The organism is Altererythrobacter sp. B11, from assembly GCF_003569745.1.
Classification (GTDB): Bacteria; Pseudomonadota; Alphaproteobacteria; order Sphingomonadales; family Sphingomonadaceae; genus Croceibacterium_C.
This window is the reverse complement of record NZ_AP018498.1, coordinates 2,834,538-2,854,736: the sequence shown is the minus strand read 5'-3', so window position 1 is coordinate 2,854,736 and position 20,199 is coordinate 2,834,538. Positions and strand designations below refer to the sequence as shown.

Genomic DNA, 20,199 nt, shown 5'->3' with positions numbered 1-20,199 from the left:
CCGGGAGGAAGGCATGCGCTTCACACAAATTCTTGCCTTGGCTGCAAGCCTATGCATAGCACCTGCCTACGCTCAGGAAGCCGGGCCTTCATTTCCACCGTTGGTGGCACAAGAACTTCCCGCATTCATAGGTGAGACAATTCCGCTCCCAACCGTGCCCGCCGACACGCAAGATACCGAACAGTGGAACCGCGTCTTTAACCAGATGTGGGTGCGCAACGTAAGTCGTCCGGCATTGTATGTTGTTCGACCGCCCGTCGGCAGGTCAAATGGTCGAGCGGTCATCGTCGTACCGGGGGGCGGATATTCGTTTGTTTCCTTCGGGAGTGAAGGCATCGATGTGGCCAACCGACTTGCAGCGAACGGCTACACAGCGCTGGTCCTGAAATACCGGCACAACAGCACTCCAAGAGATGCCGACGAATTTGCGGCGGAAGTGCTGGCGAGCTTTGGAAGTCTCGGCAGCGGCACCTTGGTCGAACAACCTATGGCCATGGATGACCTGGCAAGCTCGATTGATGTCGTGCGAGCGATGGCTGATGATTTGAACATCGATCCAGACAGCTTGGGAGTAATCGGGTTCTCAGCCGGTGCACACACTACAATTCGCCTGCTGGAAGAACGCTCTCAAGCCGAACTGCTTGATCATGTTGCGCTGATTTACCCGCCGCTGCCGGAGCCCGTCGGGAGCGGGGCTCGTCCTGACCTGTTCTATGCGATTTCGGTCGATGATCCGCTGTTCCAACAATCCGGGCTTGCTCCACTGCAATCCTGGTTGGCCGAAAGCAATCGGGTGGAGTTCCATCTGTTCTCCGGCGGTGGGCACGGCTTTGGCATGAGGCCGCAGGGGACCACCAGCGACGGCTGGATCGAGCAGTACCTGAACTGGCTTGAGCTTCAGTGACCAGCGTCCGGCCATTGACCGCGACGTCAACGGCCTGACGCAAATGTGCGAATGGTTGGTTGGGCTAGAGGAGTTGTAGCAGTGTCGAATTGGAGTGCCCTTCAGGTCAGGACTCTGATTCTTTGCTTTGTCCTGAACATGCTGGACGGCGCAGACGTCTTGGTCGTTTCATTCGTGGCACCCGTCCTGACTGAAGAATGGCAGGTTAGCGACGCAGCTTTCGGGCTGGTGTTCAGCAGTGGGCTGGCCGGAATGACACTGGGGGCGCTGTTCCTGGCTCCTTTTGCCGATACCTATGGGCGTAAGAAGGTCATCGTCCTCGCATCGGTCATTATCGGATTGGGAATGCTGCTGTCGGCGCTGGCAACGTCATTGACGATGCTGGCAGTGCTGCGGGTGATTACGGGACTGGGTATCGGCTCGATCCTGGCCAGTGTCGCTGCCCTGGCTTCGGAATATGCACCTGATCGCTACAGGGCGTTTGCTGTGACAACGGCCACGGCTGGCTATCCTGCCGGTGCCACCCTGGCAGGTCTGGCAGGCAGCTGGATCATTCCGGAGTTTGGTTGGCAAGGTATGTTCGTGCTGATCGGCCTGGCATCGGCAATCATTGTACCGGTCGTCTTGGTAGCCCTGCCGGAATCGATCGATTTCCTGTTGGCGCGGCAGCCACGCGGAGCGCTCGCCAAGGCAAACCGGTACCTTGCGGCGCAGCGGCTTGCTGAAATCGAGGCACTGCCCGAAGGGCGCTCAGCGTCGAAATCGCCGCCAATTGCCAAGCTATTTGGTTCAAGTTATCGTCTTGGCACAATCCTGCTCTGGGGCGCGTTCTTCGCTTCGTTCTTCACGCTATATTTTTTGACGAGCTGGATACCTCGCCTGGCCATCGCCGCTGGCTACTCGCTGGCAACCGCCATTAACGGAAGCGCCGTGTTCAATCTCGGGGCTTTAGTCGGGCTATTCTGCCTGGGCTGGATTGCTGCCAAGTTCGAGTTGGCTTTGCTGATCGTCGGCTTCTTCATCCTCGCCTTCTTGGCGATGCTGGCGTTCGGCGCTGTTCATACGCCCGTGTTGATCTTTTTCATCGGCCTGTTCGCAATCGGCTTTCTTGTCCAAGGCGGCTTTGGCGGCCTGTATGCGGTTGCCGCAAAACTTTATCCGGCCGAGTTCAAGACGACCGGAGTCGGCTGGGGGATTGGCATTGGTCGGCTAGGCGCTGTCGCAGGTCCGGCTGTTGGCGGGGTCGCATTGAGTTCCGGTCACAGCCTGTTTGCCAGCTTTCTCGTGTTCGCCGTGCCGATGCTGTTGGCTGCATTACTCACGGGGTTGATCGCAAGGTTTTGTCTGGCTGCTGAAGCTTCTGATAAGGGCTGATGTGTCCCGGAACCGAGAATCCGTTCGAATTGCATTCCTTGAAGTCTTCAGTTCCTCTGGCTCATGCGATCCCCGCACGACTGAAACTGGGCCGGAAGCGGACTGTCTGCTAAAGGCGACAGGTCGCGGCAGAGCAGCCGTTCAACTTACGGATCTTATGAAACAAACTCTCTGACGTCGCGTCCGACGGTTCCGCAACGGATTAGGGGGACAAAAGCCGACGCGATTATTTGCGGAAGCCGTTGCAATGCTACATCGTCGCGCGATGAGAATTATACTCAAGAACGCGCTCGAATGGTCGGCCGACAAGCTCTCGGGCTTCGCGGCGGACATCGGGAGGCAGAACGAGGCCGTCGAAGCTCCGTCGAAGTTCGTCGATCTCGCACCGACGGACCAAGCGGACAAGTCCGGCGTCTACTCGGATGCCCTCGAATACGCGCTCAGCAGACCCAAAGTTTCAAATATCGCGCTCACCGGCCCTTATGGATCGGGCAAGAGCAGCATCATACAGACTTTCCTGAAGAGGTATGACCGCACGGCACTCCACATATCCTTGGCGGCCTTCCTTCCCGAGGCAGGTTCCCAAATCGAAAAGGTAAGCGGGCAGGAGATCGAGCGAAGCATCCTACAGCAGATGCTCTACGGGGCGGACGCCGACAAGTTGCCCCTCTCACGGTTCAAGCGGATCAGGTCACCAGGCCTGTCGGCCACTTTCGTCTCGATCTTCGTGACCGTCGGCCTGATCGCGCTCTGGCACGTCCTCTCGCAGGCCTCGACAGTCGTCGACGGCAGCTTCTTTGATCCAATCGCTCTCGAGAACTGGCGTAACTTGGCGAGCTTCGCGCTCGCGACGGCATTTTTGTGGGCGAGCATACACCACCTCTACGTCGCCAGCTTCGGCCTCTCGTTGAAGAGCATCTCGCTCAAAGATGTGGAACTTCGGCCCGCCTCCGACGACCTCGATTCCATCCTTAACCGCCACCTTGACGAGATTATCTACTTCTTCCAGTCGACGGACCACGATCTCGTGATCATTGAGGATCTGGATCGGTTCGACAACGCCGAGATCTTCGTAACCCTGAGGGAGATTAACAGCCTGGTTAACGAGAATGCGGGCGTGAAGCGCAGGGTCCGATTCCTCTACGCGCTGCGTGACGACATGTTCGCCAACACGGATCGCACGAAATTCTTCGAATTCATCTGAGGTGGTTCCGCCTTCTTGGACAGGTCGGCGACGAAGTTAAGCTAATCCCCGATGTGATTATGCCGCCAGTCTGGTCGTCAGATCATGGGGGGCATGCCCCCCATGATCTGGTTCGCTGATCCGCCCGTAGGCCTCTGCCGGGGTCCGCCCGGCGAGACCCGAGTGCGGTCGCTGCGTGTTGTAATAGGTGATCCATCGCCGGAGGCCAGTGCGCAGCTCCGAGCCGGTCTCGAAGGCGTGGAGATAGACGCATTCATACTTCAGAGATCGCCACAGCCGCTCGATGAACACATTATCCATCCAACGGCCTCGACCGTCCATGCTGATCTTGACCTCTGCGTTGCGCAGCACGCTGGTGAAGGCGAAGCTGGTGAACTGGCTACCCTGATCCGTATTGAAGATCTCCGGCTTACCGAAGCGCGCCAGCGCATCTTCCAGTGCGGCGACGCAGAAGCCGGCGTCCATCGTATTCGACAGCCGCCAGGCCAGCACCTTGCGGGTCGCCCAGTCCATCACCGCGACCAGATACAAGAAGCCCCGGCGCATCGGGATATACGTCACATCGGCGCACCACACCTGGTTGGGGCGCTCGATCACCAGTTTGCGCAGAAGATACGGATAGATCCGGTGCTGCGGGTTCGGATCGCTGGTCCGAGGGCGCTGGTAAATCGGCGACAAGCCCATCTTCGCCATCAGCCGCCGCACACGTCGTCGGCCGACATCGTGGCCCTCGCGGCGCAGGTGCCGGACCATCTGGCGGCTACCATACCATGGCATGTCGAGGAACGCCGCGTCGATCATCCGCATCAGTGCCAGCGTCTCGTCGGTCTCCGGCACCGGCGCATAATAATAGGAAGACCGGCTGATCGACAGCAGCCGGCATTGCGCCGCAATCGACAGCCGGTGGTGAGCAGGTTCGATCATCGAACGCCTCCGTGCCACGCTCATCGACCGGAGGCTTTGGCTAAAAAATCCCGCTCCACGACCAACTGGCCGATCTTGGCGTGCAGCTTCTCCACCTCGGCCTCGCTGGCTGCCTTGGCTGCATCGCCGGCTCCGGAGAACGTGCTCCCCATTCCCTCGACAGCCTGGCGCTTCCAGGCCGCGATCATCGTATGGTGGATGCCATGCTTCGCTGCCAGCTCGGCCAGGGTCAGGTCACCCCGGAGCGCCTCCAGCGCCACCTTCGCCTTGAAATCTGCGCTGTACCGCTTCCTCGTCTTCTTCATTTCCCGTCCATTCCTCAGGTCGGGATTAGCTTAGCACCCTGTCCAGATTTCCGGGACCACCTCATCCAGCAACTGCCGACGAGCGCGACCGACGCCAAGCGCGCGCGCAACAAGGTTCAGCGTACACTGAAGCGCGTTATGGCGCGCACCGAGCGCGTTGGCAGTACTGCTGAACGAGATTCGATGCTGACGGAGCCATCGATCAAAGTGCCGCTCGCACCTGCGGATCTCCATCAGGCCGAAGCGTTTGCCCGCGTAGCGCGAGCCGTCGATGCGCGCGAAATCATCGAGTATTGGAAGTCCGCACCTTACCTCCTGAATTTTATGCGTGATTACACGCTTAAGCATCGCCTGAAGGATAAAGCCGCAAATTCGAACCCGGCCCTGATATCAGCGTTGAGCGATGCGCAGGCGCTGGGCATTAGTCGCGAACAGGTCGAAGCTTATCAGCCGATTGATCCGGCTAATGGGCGCCTTCGAGCATTGATGGCTGATTTGTTTGACTCCGGGCTGCATCAGCACCTCTGGCTTCCCCCGGCGGTCACATATTATGGTCCGGCATCTGAGGGCGCACCGGCTACGAAAGCGCTTGTCTTTTCTGCATGGCAGATGGTGCCCGATGCGCTTGCTGCACTGCTTTCCTACGAAGCCGAACGGCGGATGGGGGCAGCGTCGGTGGTTCGGTCCTACTCGGAAGCCACGCGCCGCCGTCCGCTTCAGTTCAAGCTGGTCGATGGTCGCCCGGCTGCTATGCGCGCGTTGCACCTGATCTATCCGTCACCAACACTGGCCAGAATCTGTGATCCGCTAAGCGTCTTTTCTGGCGCTCCGCAACAATTGTCGGTTGCAGAAATGCGCGCAGCGATTGCGGATCGTATTCGTACTGCACTGGGGCACCTGTTCGCCAAGGAAAATGGTGAAGAAGTAGCTGGCAGGGATGCAGAATGGTCCACACCGGCAACGATCGACGTATTGTTGAAGACCAAGTCTTCCGGATGGTTGCAGTATCTCGGTTACAGATGGACGATCCAGGAGGAAGGCTTTCGAGAGCACATCGCCGAGTTGCGAAGGACTGCAACCGAGGCATCCCTCGGGGAGCTCGACAACGACACGCTGGATCTGCTGGTCGATGTAGCCTTGGGAAGTCCGGCTGTCTGTGCATTGCGCGCGCTCCATCGCATTGCGCCAGGACTGGCTTGGGATGACCCGCATTTGCTGGACGCCGCGGCATCAATCGCCTGGGGTTTTCGGGCGCTCTTCAATCAGCACGACGCCGTTGCTCTCCTACGGCAAGAGCGCGATGACCATTACTGGCGCAGCGCATTGACGCATGGTGTCGAGCACAACCTCCAGTCAGTGCTCGACGAGTACGCCCATTATCTCGTCGAAGGCGAGGGTTTGGCCGGGAGCTCCGAGCGTGAACGTGTCGCCGGCGTGGCCGCGGCCATGACCCACGCCTTGTCAGTCCGCCCCTCCCAGATTGATGTCGATGATGTGGGAGTTGAGGACGGCAGGGTCGTCTTTCATCCGTCCATCAGGATGCGCGGTCGCTTCGCTATGCGATTGGCTGAATACAAGGACGATGAAGGCGGAACAGTGCGGCTCGGAAGCGTGCGAGATGCGTTCAATTCGCCCTTCAGACCATTCGTGCTGGCCACGACATCGATTGGTCAGGAGGGCTTGGATTTTCATCCCTATTGCTATCGAGTCTATCACTGGAATCTCCCGGGGAACCCGGTCGATCTTGAGCAAAGGGAAGGGCGTGTTCACCGGTTCAAAGGACATGCGGTCCGGCACAATGTTGCCCGGGCACACGCCGATGCAATCCGCACGTCTACAAAGGAACCTGCGGACCCATGGGAGGCGATGTTCAACGCGGCCAAGCGCGCTACCACGAGCAAATCCGAACTGGTTCCGTACTGGGTTTTTGATGGTCCGGTGAAGGTCGAGCGCCGCGTACCAATGCTACCGATGAGTCGAGAAAACACGCGGCTGCGTTGGCTCAAACGCAGCCTGACACTCTACAGGCTGGCATTTGGGCAGCCGCGGCAAGACGACCTGCTGGCCTATCTTGACCGTCTCGTTGATGAAGGTGTCGACGTGACAGCTCTAGAACAATTGCAGATCAAGCTCGAGCCTTGATCGGCGCGGCTTGATGGTTCTCAAATTTCTCAGGCAGAACCTACCTGAGCCGGAGCAACTTCGACCAGCAGGTACGGGAGCGAGGTGTTGCCTTCTGACCAGCGGAACGCATAATTCCCAGCGAGGGTAATCGGGGGCCCATACCCGCCGGTTTTGTAGGAAATCAGGAACTGAGTTTCGGAAGCACCGGCCAAGCAGAAACCGACATCGAATCGGGTTCAGGCCGATTTTTGCAGGCCTCGGACCGTCTGATGCGCATCCCCGGATGCGATCTGCGCGCACGGTGCCGCATTCTGCGCTTCATCAGCCGGAATTCGCGCGAATCACAGACCACGGCTGATTCGCTGCTTCCTCCATGTTCTTCTACTGTTCTTTTCGCTTTCCTACACCTTTCCTTCGCGGCTAGCCGGTGAGTCGTTCTGCAGTTTTCAAGGAATCGACCATGACCGAGAATGGCCCGCTCGCCGAACCCCTGGTTCGTGCAGACCTCGCGCGGGTGCTTCTGGCTGCCTTTGAGGCCAGCGGCCGTACCCGCTGCGACATCGCGCGCGAGGCGCACATTCACAGGGACGCGCTGAGGCGCATCCTGTCAGGAGAGAGATCCGCCAGCATCGGCGAGGCACTGCGACTCTTGTCGGCGTGCGGCATCCCGCCGCATGCGCACCTGCTGCTCTTCCTCGGAAGCAGCGGCGACCATGCGACCAGCTGGCTGCAGTCGGATCTCGCGTTGTTCTTCGGCGAGTTTATCGCCGAGCTTCCCTCCGCGCTCGAGCGCGTGCTCGGCAATCAGGTACATGACGTGAAACCGCGCTGGGCCAAGGGCACGGCGCATCGCGTCGCCCGGCTGCTGTCGGACCATATCGACGAGCTCGACCGCAGGGATGCACTCTATGTCGAACCGGCGTGAGATGGATCAAACGCGCGATCACCTCGCTGACCCGGATGCGATTGAGCAGACTGTCCGTGGGCGCGATGGAAATGGAAGCGACCGGCTCCTGCGGTTACCTCAGGTGATGCATCGCGTAGGCCTGAAGCGGTCGGCTATCTACCAGAGGATGCGGGAAGGGCGGTTCCCGCGCTCTCGCGTTCTGGGCCCGCGTTGCACGGTCTGGCTTGAATCCGAAATTGACAGGTGGGTGGGAGAAGTTGCGTCGAGTTCGGGCGACGCGATCCGCTTACCTTTTCGGACATCGCGTGACCCGGAGTAAGATTGAATCGGTTCGCTGCACGGTCAGGCCGAGCACCATTTTGCTCTGACGCCGACAATCCGGGGTGGCCTCGCTGAACCACCTTCCGGAGCTCGACGGGAACGACGGCGAAAAATGCAGCGATGGGACGCCGTGGCTGCCGTTGACGGCAGATAGATCCGTCGGTGGTGGGTCGCATCTTTAACCCGGCGACACCGGGTTCCTGTCTTCTTGTCGCTGCGAAGTTGGCGTGCCGCTCTACGTAGTCATCGAGACCTATTCTTCGGTGCCCTCTGGCGAAAGGGCTCGCAATATATCGCAATCGCCGATCGAACCGCCGGCGCAAGAGTCCACGAGCCCCGTCAATTCCCGGCGCAAGGCGGTCAGATCGGCAATCTTGCGGTCGACCGCGGCGAGATGCTGAACCGCGATCGCATCGACCGTGGCACAGTTTTCCCCCGCGCTACGCGTGAGATTCATCAGCTGGCTGACCTGATCGATCGAGAAGCCGAGATCGCGTCCCCGCTTGATGAAGGTGAGCCTAGCGAGCGACGCCTTGTTGTATTCACGGTAGTTGCCGCTGCCGCGGGTGTATTCGGGACCGGCACGGCCTGGCCCGATCTCATCGTCGCCGCGATCATGGCGGCGCTCGGTCTGTCTGGCGGGTGGCAAATCGTGAGGCATGCACTGAGCGATCTCGCAGAAGCGTCAGGTTCGTCCGCCACATTGGTCGAGGTCCATTCTAAGAATGCGTCGCAATAGCCTTGACCCTGTAGCGACTTCAGGGTGTAGGCGCGCCGCATGACGAATCTCGGATCGGATCTCATGGTGCGCCGTCTGGGCGTGTTTCTGGCAATCCTGCTCACAATCGTAGCTTCGGGGCTCACGGTGTCGCCTGCGGCAGCCCAGACGCTCGATCCGGCAACCGCGCAAAGGGTCGGCACCACGTGGAAGCTCCTCGATTACATCGCGGTCGACTACGAGGGCGCGGTGTCGGGGGGCAAGATCGCCAGCGAGGGCGAATATGCCGAGATGCAGGAGTTCGCGGCCACAATCGCAGACGAGATCGGTGCACTGCCCGACCGGCCGAAGAAGGCCGAGCTGGTCCGCGAGGCGCGCGTCCTGCGCAACCAGATCGCCGCGAAAGCTCCAGCGGCGCGGATAGCTGCGACCTCTCAGACGATCTCCGGCGTTCTGCTCGAGGCTTATCCCGTCCCGGTCGCGCCTTCGACGGCGCCGGACGTCGCGCGTGGTGCTGCTCTCTTCGCCGATAATTGCGCCGCCTGCCATGGCGCGAGCGGCAACGGCAAGGGACCCGATGCTGCCGGGCTCGAAACGCCGCCCGTTGCGTTCACCGACACCGCCCGCGCGCGCAAGCGCAGCCTCGCGGCACTCGAGCAGGTCATCTCTCAAGGGATCGACGGCACCGCGATGCAGAGCTTTCGCGACCTTTCTGCCGAGGATCGCTGGGCGCTCGCCTTCCGCGCCGGAGCGTTCGCCTTTTCACAGGCCGATGTCCGCCGCGGCGAAACGTTGTGGCAGAGCAGCGCCGACATTCGCGCCAGAATTCCCGACCTCAAGGCTCTGGTCACGACCACCCCCGAAGCGCTGGGCGAGCAGATCGGACAGGCGCGGGCCGATGCCGTCATGGCCTATCTCCGCGGCCATCCCGAAGCCGTGACGGCGCGGCCTTCGGGCGATGCCGGCAAAGCCATCGCCACGACCCGCGCCAGGCTCGGCGAAAGCGTCGACGCCTACCGCTCCGGAGACAGGAAACGGGCCAAGGCGCTCGCTCTGTCGGCCTATCTCGACGGCTTCGAACCCATCGAGCCGCTGCTCAGCGCCAAGGACGCCGGACTGATGGCGAATATCGAGACGCGCATGGGCGCGTTCCGGGCAGCGATCGGCGACGGAATAGCGCCCGATGCCCTAGCGACGCAGGCGGGAGCAATCGATACGCTCCTCGATGACGCCGAGCGCGCCCTCGCGCCCGGCGCGTCGAGCGCCGTCACCACGTTCGCCGGCGCGTTTGCCGTCCTGTTGCGCGAAGGCCTCGAAGCGCTGCTCATCGTCGTGGCGATGCTGGCGTTTCTGGAGAAGGCGGACCGCAAGGACGTGTTGCGCTACGTTCACGGCGGCTGGACGAGCGCTCTCGTTGCCGGAGGAGCGACCTGGCTGGTGGCCACCTATGCGATCGGCATCAGCGGCGCGAGCCGCGAGCTGACCGAAGGGTTCGGCTCCCTGTTTGCGGCGGTCGTGCTGCTGTCGGTGGGCATCTGGATGCACGGCAAGGCGCAGGCCGGCCAGTGGCAGAGGTATATTCAGGAAAAGCTCGCCAGGGCCTTGGGCGGCCAGTCGGGCTGGTTGCTGTTCGGCCTCGCTTTCGTCGTCGTATACCGCGAGGTGTTCGAGACGATCCTGTTCTTTGCCGCCTTGTGGTCGCAGGGCAACGGAGCGGCAATGCTTGCTGGAACGGTCGCCGCCGTGCTCGTGCTCGCCGGCCTCGCGTGGACGATGCTGCGGTACAGCCGGCAACTGCCGATCGCCAGCTTCTTCCGCTACAGCTCCTGGCTGATGGCCGCGTTGACAGTGGTGCTCGCGGGCAAGGGTGTCGCCGCATTGCAGGAGGCAGGCTGGATCGATATCGCGCCGCTATCGTTCGTGCCGCGACTTTCGATCATCGGCCTTTTCCCCACGCTCGAGACGATCGCGGCGCAGATTCTCGTCCTTGTCGCGCTTGTCCTCGGCTTTGCGGTCAATCGTCGCCGGGTGGCCGCAGACTGATGCGCTGCCTTCCTGACGATTTAAGACTGCGGCTCGATGCGGCCGCCGCTCTGGCGCGGCGCCAGCTTAGTGGCAAATCCGACCGTCCAGCATCACGCTTACCTACCGGCGACACGGAGTCACACTGGTTATGAAAGCGAAAGTTCTTCGGTTCAGGGGCCTATCCGCAAAAATTGTTTGAAGACCGGCTATTGGTCTTGCCCGCTCGGACTTCGCTGCACGGACCACTGGAGGCCGTTAGCTAATCGGGTCCTACAATGCGATTTCCATCAAACCTGATCTTGGCGATTTTTCGCCGGGAATATGACAGCTCCGAAAGCTGTAATATCACGTCTCGACAAGCGTCTGTGGCCTTGTGCACGGAAACGCCTGCCAGCAAAAATTTGCCGATCAGTACGCGTTGCGCGGGCTTGGTACATCTCTTTGTGTCCTCGCAAGAGGTGCGTGTGCACAAAGAAAAGGACGATCATGGCGAAGATGAGGGCAGCGGTGTTCGTGGAGCCGGGGCGAATTGTCCTCGATGAGAAGCCGATTCCGGAAGTCGGGGCACTCGATGCGCTTGTGCGGATCACCACAACCACCATCTGCGGCACCGACGTGCACATTCTGAAAGGCGAATACCCGGTTGTCCCCGGCCTCACCGTTGGACACGAACCGGTCGGGATTATCGAAAAGCTGGGCTCGGCCGTCACGGGGTACCAGGAAGGTCAGCGGGTAATCGCAGGCGCGATCTCCCCCAGCGGCCACAGCAACGCCTGTCTTGCAGGCTTTCATTCGCAAGACGGGGCGGGCGCTCGCCATGGCTGGAAACCGATCGGTGGATGGAAGCTCGGAAACACCATCGACGGCTGCCAGGCGGAGTATGTGCTGGTGCCGGACGCCATGGCTAACCTGGCCCCTGTACCCGACGGTCTGACGGACGAGCAGGTGTTGATGTGCCCGGATATCATGTCGACGGGCTTTGGGGGCGCAGAGCGAGGCGGCGTCCGGATCGGTGATACCGTCGCGGTATTCGCGCAGGGGCCGATTGGCCTCTGCGCTGCGGCCGGGGCGAAGCTTGCCGGGGCAACCCTCGTCATTGGAGTCGATCGCTTGCCCGCGCGTCTCCACACCGCCAGGGCGCTGGGCATTGATGCCGTGATCGACGCCGGCACCCTCGATCCCGTGAACGAGATACTGCGCCTGACCGACGGGCGCGGGGTGGACGTCGCGATCGAGGCACTCGGAAGCCAGGCAACATTCGAGGCATGCCTGAGGGTGCTGCGTCCAGGCGGAACGCTTTCGAGCCTTGGCGTCTATTCCGCGGATATCAAGGTCCCGCTGAATGCGTTCGCCGCCGGGCTTGGCGATCTCAGCATCGTAACGACGCTGTGTCCGGGCGGAAAGGAACGCATGCGCCGGCTCATCGAGGTCGTGGCGGCGGGGAGGGTAGACCTCCGGCCCATGGTTACCCATCGCTATAAGCTCGACGACATCGAAGCGGCCTATGAACTCTTTGCCCACCAGCGTGACGGTGTCCTCAAAGTGGCAATCACACCTTAGATGAGCCCACCTCTCTCCATAGGCCCCGGGCTTTGGGACTTGGCCAAGAGCAAGCCGATACAATCAATGGATATTTTGATCTGGATCATGGGCGAGGGCAATCAAAGGGTGTTTGCCAACTCACGAATCAGAAAACGCACGACCGACAGCCAGCAGAGATAATAGATGACATCAATTGATCGACGAAAGTTTTTGGCCGCAGGCAGCGCTTCGCTCGGTGCCTTGGGTATCGTGGGCGCCATTCCGGCTTGGGCGCGCGGAGCGATTGGGGGAACTCTTGCCCGTCGCGGGAGCGATGTCCTGTCGGGAGACTATCTAAGCCTGACGGTGGCCGACGCCGTTTTCGAGACGGGGACTCGTCATGGTCCCGCTGTCACGGTCAATGGAACGATCCCGGGACCGTTGTTACGTCTGAGAGAGGGACAGAATCTCGTCGTCGATTTGCTCAACAACAGCTCGGAAGATACCTCGGTCCACTGGCATGGCATGCTGGTTCCATTCCTAATGGACGGTGTTCCGGGCGTATCGATGGCCGGCCTCAAGCCCGGCGACCGCTTCCGCTACGAATTCCCGGTCCGGCAGGCAGGGACCTACTGGTGGCACGCGCACACGTTGCAGGAGCCAATGGGACATTACGGCCCCATCATCATCGATCCGGCCGAGCCTGAACCTTTCGCCTATGATCGTGACTATGTCCTCATGCTCTCGGACTGGTCGCCGATGAACCCGCATACGATCATGAAAAAGCTCAAGGTGGCCGACGCCTATTTCAACTACAACAAAACCACTGCAACCGACAATTATCCGCTGAGCGGTGCGACGCGCAGGATGTGGGCGCGCATGCGAATGATGCCGACCGACATCTCCGATGTGACCGGGTCGACCTACAGCTTCCTCGTCAACGGATATGGTCCCGAGGACGGGCTGGAATTTGCCTATCGCCCGGGTGAACGAATCCGCCTCAGAATCATCAACGGCGCCGCGATGACCTATTTTAATGTGCGGATTCCCGGATTGCCGATGACAGTTGTCGCCGCAGACGGGCAGAATGTCCGCCCCTTCGAGGTGGACGAGTTCCAGATTGGCAACGCGGAAACATACGATGTCATCATCGAGCCGAGAGATGGCGATGCCTTTGCTTTTATCGCAGAAGCAATGGATCGCACCGGGATGGGGCTGGCCATGTTCGCGGCCCGACCGGGCGCGCGCGCTTCCGTCCCTGAACTCCGCGCGCCGCCGCTGCTGACAATGGCCGATATGGGCATGAGCGACATGGAACCTGGCTCCATGGACCATGAAGGCGTCGGAGGCGCGCAGTCTGCGCCAATGGGTGCGATGGCGATGGACGGAATGAGCATGCGCGACACATCGAAGTTGCCACCGGACGTAAAGGTCGGTCCGGGGCTCGACATGGTGGCGATGAATCCGGTCGACCGCATGGGCTATCCCGGTACCGGGCTCGACAAGGTCTCCCACCGCGTGCTGACGTACAAGGACCTGGTGGCGGCCAAACCGAACAGGGATCAGCGCCGGCCCTCGCGCTCGGTCGAGATTCATCTGACCGGTAACATGGAGCGCTACATGTGGTCGTTTGACGGGAAGAAGTTTTCTGCCGTCACCGATGACCCCATTCGCTTCGCGTTCAACGAACGCGTCCGTGTGCGTCTGGTGAACGATACGATGATGGCGCATCCCATCCATCTGCACGGCCACTTCTTCGAACTGGTGAATGGCCACGACGGTTTTCAGCCCCTCAAGCATACGCTTACGGTCCAGCCAGGAAGCAGTGCAACTTTTGATCTGACTGCCGATGAGCCTGGCGACTGGGCATTCCACTGCCACCTGATCTACCACATGCACAACGGCATGTTTCAGGTCGTCACCGTCCGCCCTCTGAACGGGGAGGTTGGGCAATGAGGACTGGAGCGTTCATTCTTCTGCTGGCTTCGGCAGCTCCTGCATACGCACAAGACCATGAGGCGCACCAACGCCACGAAGTGCAAGCAGATGCACCAGATAAGGCGCCGCCGCATTCGGCGCATCCCGAACAGGGAAGTGAAGTTCAGGCAGCCACAGCGCTGCCGCCGATGGATCACGGGTCGATGGATCATCAGCAGGAGGGCGAGCCGGGGGGAATGGATTCGGGCGCCGTCAGCCACGATCCCGCGAGCGCCATGGAGATGGACCAGGGCGCCATGGATCACTCTGCCCATGGCGCGATGGATAAAGTTGCGGGAATCCCGGAAGCTCCGCCGCCGCCGGAGGCGTTTTCTGGCCCTGCCTATGCGGCCGACGCCTTCGTCGGCTCCCAAACCATGGCAGCTTCGCGCGCAGCCGTGGCGCGCGTGGTCAGCGGCCTGCCCGTCTTCTGGTTCATCGCTGACCGGACGGAATATCGCGCCCGCCAGGGCAAAGATGGATATTTGTGGGATGTTCAAGGCTATTACGGCGGCGATATCGACAAGTTCTGGTTCAAGAGCGAAGGTGAAGGCGTCTTCGGCGAGAAGCCGGAATCGGCTGAAGTGCAGGCGCTCTGGAGCCACGCAATTGGCCCCTGGTGGGATCTGCAAGCGGGTGTACGACAAGATCTTGCCGGTCCCGACCGGACGCACGCAGTCGTTGGCATCCAAGGCCTTGCGCCTTACCTTTTCGAAGTCGATGCGGCCGCCTTCGTTTCCAACAAAGGTGATGTCACCGCGCGTATCGAGGGCGAGCTTGACCAGCGTCTCACCCAGCGGCTGATCCTGCAGCCGCGCGCCGAGATAGGCCTCGCAGCGCAGGACATTCCAGAGCTCGGGATAGGCGCCGGCGTCGACCGGATCGAAGCCGGCTTGCGCTTGCGATACGAGTTCGTGCGAGAATTTGCGCCTTATATCGGGATCGATCAGGAGTGGCGGCTTGGCCAAAGCGCCGATTATGCCAGGGCTGCCGGAGAGGATCCGAGCGTCACCAGTTTCGTCGTTGGCGTGCGTCTATGGTTCTGACACGCAAGCCTCTGCTGGGAAGCGAATATTCTCGAGTATGAGCCGGATCGTCAATTGCAGTGGCGGTCTCGGCCAGTTCTTCGGCCGAGCAAAGCTGATAAGGCGATCGGAACAAATTTTGTACTGAGCGTGGAGATTTTCCACCCGTTCGCAAACAGAATGAAAGGCGCACATTATGGCCGGGCCCTCCTCTGCCGCATCGTTGCGAACTCTCGATGACATCTGCTTTGGCGGCAAGACCGCGATCGTCAGGGTCGATCTCAATGTGCCTGTGGAGGGAGGGGTCGTGTCCGATGCCACCCGGATCGAGCGCATTATCCCTACGCTTCGCGAACTGATCGCGAAGGGCGCGAAAGTTGTCCTCCTTTCGCACCTGGGGCGTCCGAAGGGAAAGGTGGTTGCCGATATGAGTCTCGAGCCGGTCGCGGGCGCGCTGGAGGAAGCGATGGGCATGCCGGTTGGTTTCGTCGCGACGAACTGGCGCGACGGCCAAGCGAAAGAGGCTGTCAAAGCCGCGGCACCGGGCGACGTGCTGCTTATGGAGAACACGCGGTTTCATCCGGGTGAGGAGACCAACGATCCGGAGCTGGCTGCGCAGTTCGCGAACCTCGGCGACATATACGTCAATGACGCATTTTCCGCAGCGCATCGTACCCATGCATCGACGGAGGGCATCGCGCACGTGCTGCCGGCGGTGGCAGGGCGCGCTCTGCAGGCTGAGCTCGAGTCCCTGAGCTTGATTCTCGAGAACCCGGATCGTCCGGTGCTCGCGTTTGTCGGCGGAGCAAAGGTTTCCACCAAGCTCGATCTCCTCGTCAATTTGGTCGCTAAGGTACAGGGCCTCGGGATTGGGGGTGCGATGGCCAACACTTTTCTGGCTGCCCAGGACCGGCCGATAGGCAGATCGATGGCCGAACGCGAAATGCTGGACAATGCCCGTGAGGTTATCCACCGTGCCAACGAAGCCGGTTGCGCGATTTTCCTGCCGATCGACGTGGTCGTAGCCACCGAGTTGAGCGCCGGTGCCGTCTCGCGTACGATTTCGGTTGAGCGGGTCCGCGCAGACGACATGATCCTCGACGTCGGTCCCGCGACAGTAGCGCTTCTTGAGAAGGCGCTGAAGCACATGCGGACCGTCGTCTGGAATGGTCCGCTTGGAGCGTTCGAGGTTCCGCCTTTCGACCAGGGAACGGTAGCTCTCGCCCGGGCGATCGCCGATCTGGCGGATGCCGGGCAACTTCGGGCAGTCGCGGGCGGGGGTGACACGTCCGCGGCGCTCAATCATGCCGGCGTTGCCGACCGGTTCAGTTACGTGTCGAGCGCAGGTGGAGCGTTCCTCGAATGGCTAGAGGGCAAGGCTTTGCCCGGCATCGTGGCGCTGCGACGATGAAGGTGAGATCAAAATGTGTACACAACCGTCTAGGACTTCGTTCCGTCGCACCTCTAGGATTCCGTTCCCTCCCGCGCACGCTCGAGAACCTTCATCTCCTTAGCCTGCTCGTTCCTGAGCATCCGGACCGCACTGGCCGTGTCACTGGGAACGCCAGGTTGCTTCAGTAAGATATTGGACATTTCTATCGCGCCGCGATGATGTTCGATCATCTTCCTCAACCAGACCCTGGACACATCGGGACCGAAAACGCCAGTGGTTGCATCGTGCATTTTTTGTATCGGCCGTAGGAAGACCAGCGCGCTCTCGACATCAATAGGCCCGTCGCGCAGCAGCTTCTCAAGCTCGCGGACTGCGCGTTCCTGCGCTCGCACCGTGTGCATTGCCAGCGCCCGGATTTCAGGAGGTGGATCTTCCTGAAGAAGCACCCGCGACAGTGCCGCTCCGCCCTCGTGGTGCGCAATCATCATTCTTACCCAATTGTCGCCCGAGCTCGTTCCGATGGCGGCTTTCATGCTGTCGTACATGGCGGTTTCGGCCGGGAAGAATGGCCCCAGATCATGTGAAATGACCTCGGAGGGATCGCCGCCGATCTGGGCCCCCGTGCGGTCACAAGCGGCCGTTATCAACAAGCAAATTGCCGTAATCTGCCGTGCGTACAGTCGTTTCTTCATATCGGCCGATCTGACGATTTCACTGGCTTATATTCTTATCCCCCCGGTGTTCGTTCGTCACAGGATTTGTGTACCTCCAGAAAACTCGGGGCATCAGAATAGATGATAATTTTGGGCTGGCGCGCGGAAAGTTGGCTCCCGGTTTCATCGGGGGTTTTGTCGATGGGAGACAATCGCGTCCTGCCATCTCTGCCGGCAGTCAAATGACGCGTTCACGATGTCTGGACCGGGGGGCGGTAGATCGGGATCAACAGCGCGCTTCTGAAGCTCTCTCCGGACAGGAGGCCTCGAAGCGACCATTTCCATGATGAGCTTTCATGTCGGCTCCCAAGCTCTTCAGTGCGATGGCCCGATAGCTCTTGGCATTGCCGTGGGACGGGGGCAAGACATGCCGACTTTTCATGTAGATGGCCACATCGGGAGGGGATCCATGGTCGGCCGAAACCATCCTGCATCAGCAGCTTCAGGATCGGATATTCTTGCGCTGATTGGCGATGGTGTCGTCAGCACAGACGAAAGCGGACACATCCTGCTTTTCAACCGCGCAGCTGAAGAGATTTTCGGCTACGATGCCGACGAGATACTTGGTAAAGCGGTCGAGATCCTTCTTCCCAGCCGTTTCCATGCCAGACATGTCAGCGACGTCCAAGCGTTCGCGGCTGGTTCCGAGGCAACCCGGCGTATCATGGGGCATCGCAGGGAGGTTCTCGGCCGACGCAAGAATGGGGAAGAGTTCCCCGTGGAAGCCACGTTATCCCGGCATGTGCTCGATGGGAGGATTACCCTCACGGTCGTGATCCGAGACGTGTCGGAGAGCAGGCGTTTTGAGCAGGAACTCGAGGCTCACAACCGTAAGCTTGCAGCGAGCGAAAGCCGCCTGCGCCTCGCGCTGGAGGGGGGGCGCATGGGCACATGGGAATGGAACCTGCAGAACAACGAACTCGTCGGAGACGGCGCCATGCGTCACCTATGGGGTCTGAGCGAACAGGGACCGCTAAATGTCGATGACGCTTTTGCAAAAGTTCACCCGGACGATCTGCCAGAGCTGCGTCGAGTTCTCGATAGAGCAATTGCGAAGGATGGCGAATTCGCCCGTGAATTCCGGGTTCTCGACCGGGAAGAGTCGTCCCGCTGGGTAGCCGGGCAGGGAGCGGTTTTGTGGGGGCGGGCCGGAGAAGCCGAGACTATGGTAGGCGTCACCTTCGATGTGAGCGAGCGGCGAGAACTCGAGGAGCAACGCCGCCTGCTCGCCGCCGAGTTGAATCACCGCATGAAGAACATGATGGCGCTGGTCCAGTCCGTGGTGAGTCTGACGTCCCGTGGTACCAGCTCCGTGGACGCTTACAAGCAAGCGCTGCAGGGGCGGCTTGGCGCGATCGCCAAGAGCCTGAACCTGACGCAGGGTGGCGAGAGCCGCACCACTCTGCTTGATCAGATCCTTCGTGAGTTGGAGCCTTTCCGGAACGCGGACGGCACCAATGTCGTGCTCGAGGGTCCACCGATCTCGTTCGACGCGAAGATGGGGCTTTCAGTCGGATTGGTGTTGCATGAATTGGCTACCAATGCCGCGAAATACGGCGCCCTGAGCGTCTCGACGGGTGTCGTGGAGGTGAAATGGGGTATTGAGCAAGGAGATGGAAGCCGTCTTTTGACACTGGAATGGAGAGAGAGCGGCGGTCCGCCCGTATCTCCGCCAACACACCGCGGCTTTGGCAGCACCCTGATCGAAACATCGCTCACGCGATCTCTGCGCGGAACAGTTAAATTTGACTATCTCCCCCGCGGCCTGCTCTGCCGCATAATGGTGCCGCTCGACGCCGCCGAGAATTGAATAGCTCCTGCCGCGGCGCCATGGAAACAAACAACAGACGATTATCGCGTCGATGAGCCCCGAGCGCGAAGCATGGCGAGACAGTCTTTCGAGCTGCGTTTCCGCGACTTCCTACTGGACGCCCGATCGGCCGCCGTGCCGTTTTACCGGCGCGGCGGCTCGTAATCGGGTCGCTATTGGTGGGACATTTCGCTCTGCTGAGCCGCCATTTGCTCCATCATGTCATGCATCATCGCCATGCGCTCCTGACATGCCTGCATCATGGCGGAATGGTCGCCTTGCATCATGCTTGCCATGTGTTCCTGCATTTTCTGCTGGTGCTCGGCCATCAGCCGTTGGCGCTCGGCGGGAGCGGTGGCGGCGCGCGCCTTCTGCACAAGTGCACGCATTTCCTCCATCTTCTGCTGGTGCTCTCTCATCGCCTGGGACCCCAACATCATGCCGGCCGGATGGTCCGGTTGACCGGCCTCGGTATTTGTAGTGCCGTGCTGATGTTGGGCCTGCTGCGCCATAGCTGGCGACACGGCGAGCGCAGTGGCGAGTGCGGCAGTAAAAAACGTACGTTTCATCATCATTTCCTCTTGATTTCGATGGGTTGATCGTGAATATTTCCTTGGGTAGGCATTCTCCTTGTTCATTTCTCGGGGGGTGCACGGGCCGATTGAGCCGCTATCAGAGCGCCGCTATCACCGCTTTCAATTTATCCCTCACGCTTGCCGCGACCTATGCCGGCGCCGCGTTTTCGATCGCTTGCATCGAGCGGCCGGATCGACCGCAGCGACTTCGAACGCCTCGGCAGCAACCTGCTGGATAGTGACGTTGCAGGGCAGCATGGTTCCGATCTTGTCCTCGGCCAGCAATGCGTTGTGCGCCAGGCTTGGATTGCACGCGCCAAGGATGCGGTAAGGCCGGAAGTCCGCGCCGATCTTTTCCTTAGCGTTGCCTGCTGGTCGA

The 20,199-nt window shown here is 60.6% G+C and carries 17 protein-coding genes and 1 pseudogene; 13 read left to right on the top strand and 5 right to left on the bottom strand.

The window, feature by feature from the left end:
* Nucleotides 1-13: 13 nt before the first annotated feature.
* The 3 genes from AEB_RS13515 to AEB_RS13505 all read left to right on the top strand — a co-directional run bounded on the left by AEB_RS13515 (nucleotide 14) and on the right by AEB_RS13505 (nucleotide 3,482).
* Entirely contained in the window at nucleotides 14-904 is an 891-nt protein-coding gene (locus AEB_RS13515; protein ID WP_119083617.1) for an alpha/beta hydrolase, read from the top strand.
* Between the two features lie 81 nt (nucleotides 905-985).
* Nucleotides 986-2,278 (top strand): MFS transporter, encoded by a 1,293-nt coding sequence (locus AEB_RS13510; RefSeq protein WP_172593106.1) that lies wholly within the window; start codon nucleotides 986-988, stop codon nucleotides 2,276-2,278.
* A 265-nt stretch (nucleotides 2,279-2,543) separates the two neighbouring features.
* A complete protein-coding gene (locus AEB_RS13505; RefSeq protein ID WP_119083615.1) occupies nucleotides 2,544-3,482 on the top strand; it encodes a YobI family P-loop NTPase in 939 nt (312 codons plus the stop codon).
* Between the two features lie 57 nt (nucleotides 3,483-3,539).
* On the opposite strand, the gene AEB_RS13500 is transcribed toward AEB_RS13505, so the two are convergent.
* Nucleotides 3,540-4,711, bottom strand: a protein-coding gene (locus AEB_RS13500) for an IS3 family transposase (protein WP_119081383.1) whose coding sequence is annotated in 2 segments (ribosomal slippage) — nucleotides 3,540-4,447 and nucleotides 4,447-4,711 — 1,173 coding nt in all. Because the reading frame shifts where the segments join, the coding sequence is not laid out codon by codon here.
* Between the two features lie 138 nt (nucleotides 4,712-4,849).
* On the opposite strand from AEB_RS13500, the gene AEB_RS13495 reads away from it, so the two are divergent.
* The 3 genes from AEB_RS13495 to AEB_RS18645 all read left to right on the top strand — a co-directional run bounded on the left by AEB_RS13495 (nucleotide 4,850) and on the right by AEB_RS18645 (nucleotide 8,061).
* The gene (locus AEB_RS13495; protein ID WP_188115282.1) at nucleotides 4,850-6,853 is read left to right on the top strand and encodes a helicase C-terminal domain-containing protein; all 2,004 of its coding nucleotides are present in this window, start codon (nucleotides 4,850-4,852) and stop codon (nucleotides 6,851-6,853) included.
* Nucleotides 6,854-7,295: 442 nt separating this feature from the next.
* Nucleotides 7,296-7,760 (top strand): helix-turn-helix domain-containing protein, encoded by a 465-nt coding sequence (locus tag AEB_RS13490; protein WP_119083614.1) that lies wholly within the window; start codon nucleotides 7,296-7,298, stop codon nucleotides 7,758-7,760.
* Nucleotides 7,735-8,061 (top strand): AlpA family transcriptional regulator, encoded by a 327-nt coding sequence (locus AEB_RS18645; RefSeq protein WP_442858037.1) that lies wholly within the window; start codon nucleotides 7,735-7,737, stop codon nucleotides 8,059-8,061. Before AEB_RS13490 ends, AEB_RS18645 begins: the two co-directional genes overlap by 26 nt.
* A gap of 255 nt (nucleotides 8,062-8,316) precedes the next feature.
* On the opposite strand, the gene AEB_RS13480 is transcribed toward AEB_RS18645, so the two are convergent.
* Entirely contained in the window at nucleotides 8,317-8,661 is a 345-nt protein-coding gene (locus AEB_RS13480; protein WP_231958994.1) for a MerR family DNA-binding protein, read from the bottom strand.
* On the opposite strand from AEB_RS13480, the pseudogene AEB_RS18475 reads away from it, so the two are divergent.
* The 6 genes and pseudogenes from AEB_RS18475 to AEB_RS13455 form a co-directional block, all read left to right on the top strand.
* Nucleotides 8,611-8,802: pseudogene (locus AEB_RS18475) on the top strand (hypothetical protein); the annotation flags it as partial. The gene AEB_RS13480 and the pseudogene AEB_RS18475 sit on opposite strands and share 51 nt — an antisense overlap.
* Before the next feature lie 39 nt (nucleotides 8,803-8,841).
* Nucleotides 8,842-10,824, top strand: a complete 1,983-nt coding sequence (locus AEB_RS13475) for a cytochrome c/FTR1 family iron permease (RefSeq protein WP_119083611.1) — start codon at nucleotides 8,842-8,844, stop codon at nucleotides 10,822-10,824.
* A gap of 468 nt (nucleotides 10,825-11,292) precedes the next feature.
* Nucleotides 11,293-12,366 carry a zinc-binding dehydrogenase gene (locus tag AEB_RS13470; RefSeq protein WP_119083610.1) on the top strand — a complete coding sequence of 358 codons (1,074 nt, stop codon included), beginning with the start codon at nucleotides 11,293-11,295 and terminating at the stop codon, nucleotides 12,364-12,366.
* A 165-nt stretch (nucleotides 12,367-12,531) separates the two neighbouring features.
* Nucleotides 12,532-14,283 carry a copper resistance system multicopper oxidase gene (locus tag AEB_RS13465; protein ID WP_119083609.1) on the top strand — a complete coding sequence of 584 codons (1,752 nt, stop codon included), beginning with the start codon at nucleotides 12,532-12,534 and terminating at the stop codon, nucleotides 14,281-14,283.
* Entirely contained in the window at nucleotides 14,280-15,350 is a 1,071-nt protein-coding gene (locus tag AEB_RS13460) for a copper resistance protein B (protein WP_119083608.1), read from the top strand. The genes AEB_RS13465 and AEB_RS13460 overlap by 4 nt, the downstream gene beginning before the upstream one ends.
* A gap of 175 nt (nucleotides 15,351-15,525) precedes the next feature.
* Nucleotides 15,526-16,740, top strand: a complete 1,215-nt coding sequence (locus tag AEB_RS13455) for a phosphoglycerate kinase (RefSeq protein WP_119083607.1) — start codon at nucleotides 15,526-15,528, stop codon at nucleotides 16,738-16,740.
* A gap of 53 nt (nucleotides 16,741-16,793) precedes the next feature.
* Here AEB_RS13455 and AEB_RS18470 read toward each other — a convergent pair whose 3' ends face one another.
* A complete protein-coding gene (locus tag AEB_RS18470) occupies nucleotides 16,794-17,414 on the bottom strand; it encodes a DUF305 domain-containing protein (RefSeq protein ID WP_119083606.1) in 621 nt (206 codons plus the stop codon).
* A gap of 430 nt (nucleotides 17,415-17,844) precedes the next feature.
* Here AEB_RS18470 and AEB_RS13445 point away from each other — a divergent pair, with 430 nt between their 5' ends.
* Complete coding sequence (locus AEB_RS13445) at nucleotides 17,845-19,245, top strand: sensor histidine kinase (protein ID WP_172593105.1); 1,401 nt, start codon at nucleotides 17,845-17,847, stop codon at nucleotides 19,243-19,245.
* A 173-nt stretch (nucleotides 19,246-19,418) separates the two neighbouring features.
* Here the strand turns inward: AEB_RS13445 and AEB_RS13440 are convergent, their stop codons facing one another.
* Nucleotides 19,419-19,817: a hypothetical protein gene (locus AEB_RS13440; RefSeq protein WP_231958728.1), complete on the bottom strand. Its 399-nt coding sequence runs from the start codon at nucleotides 19,815-19,817 to the stop codon at nucleotides 19,419-19,421.
* A gap of 135 nt (nucleotides 19,818-19,952) precedes the next feature.
* Entirely contained in the window at nucleotides 19,953-20,144 is a 192-nt protein-coding gene (locus tag AEB_RS18465; protein WP_231958993.1) for a DUF302 domain-containing protein, read from the bottom strand.
* Nucleotides 20,145-20,199: the final 55 nt, after the last annotated feature.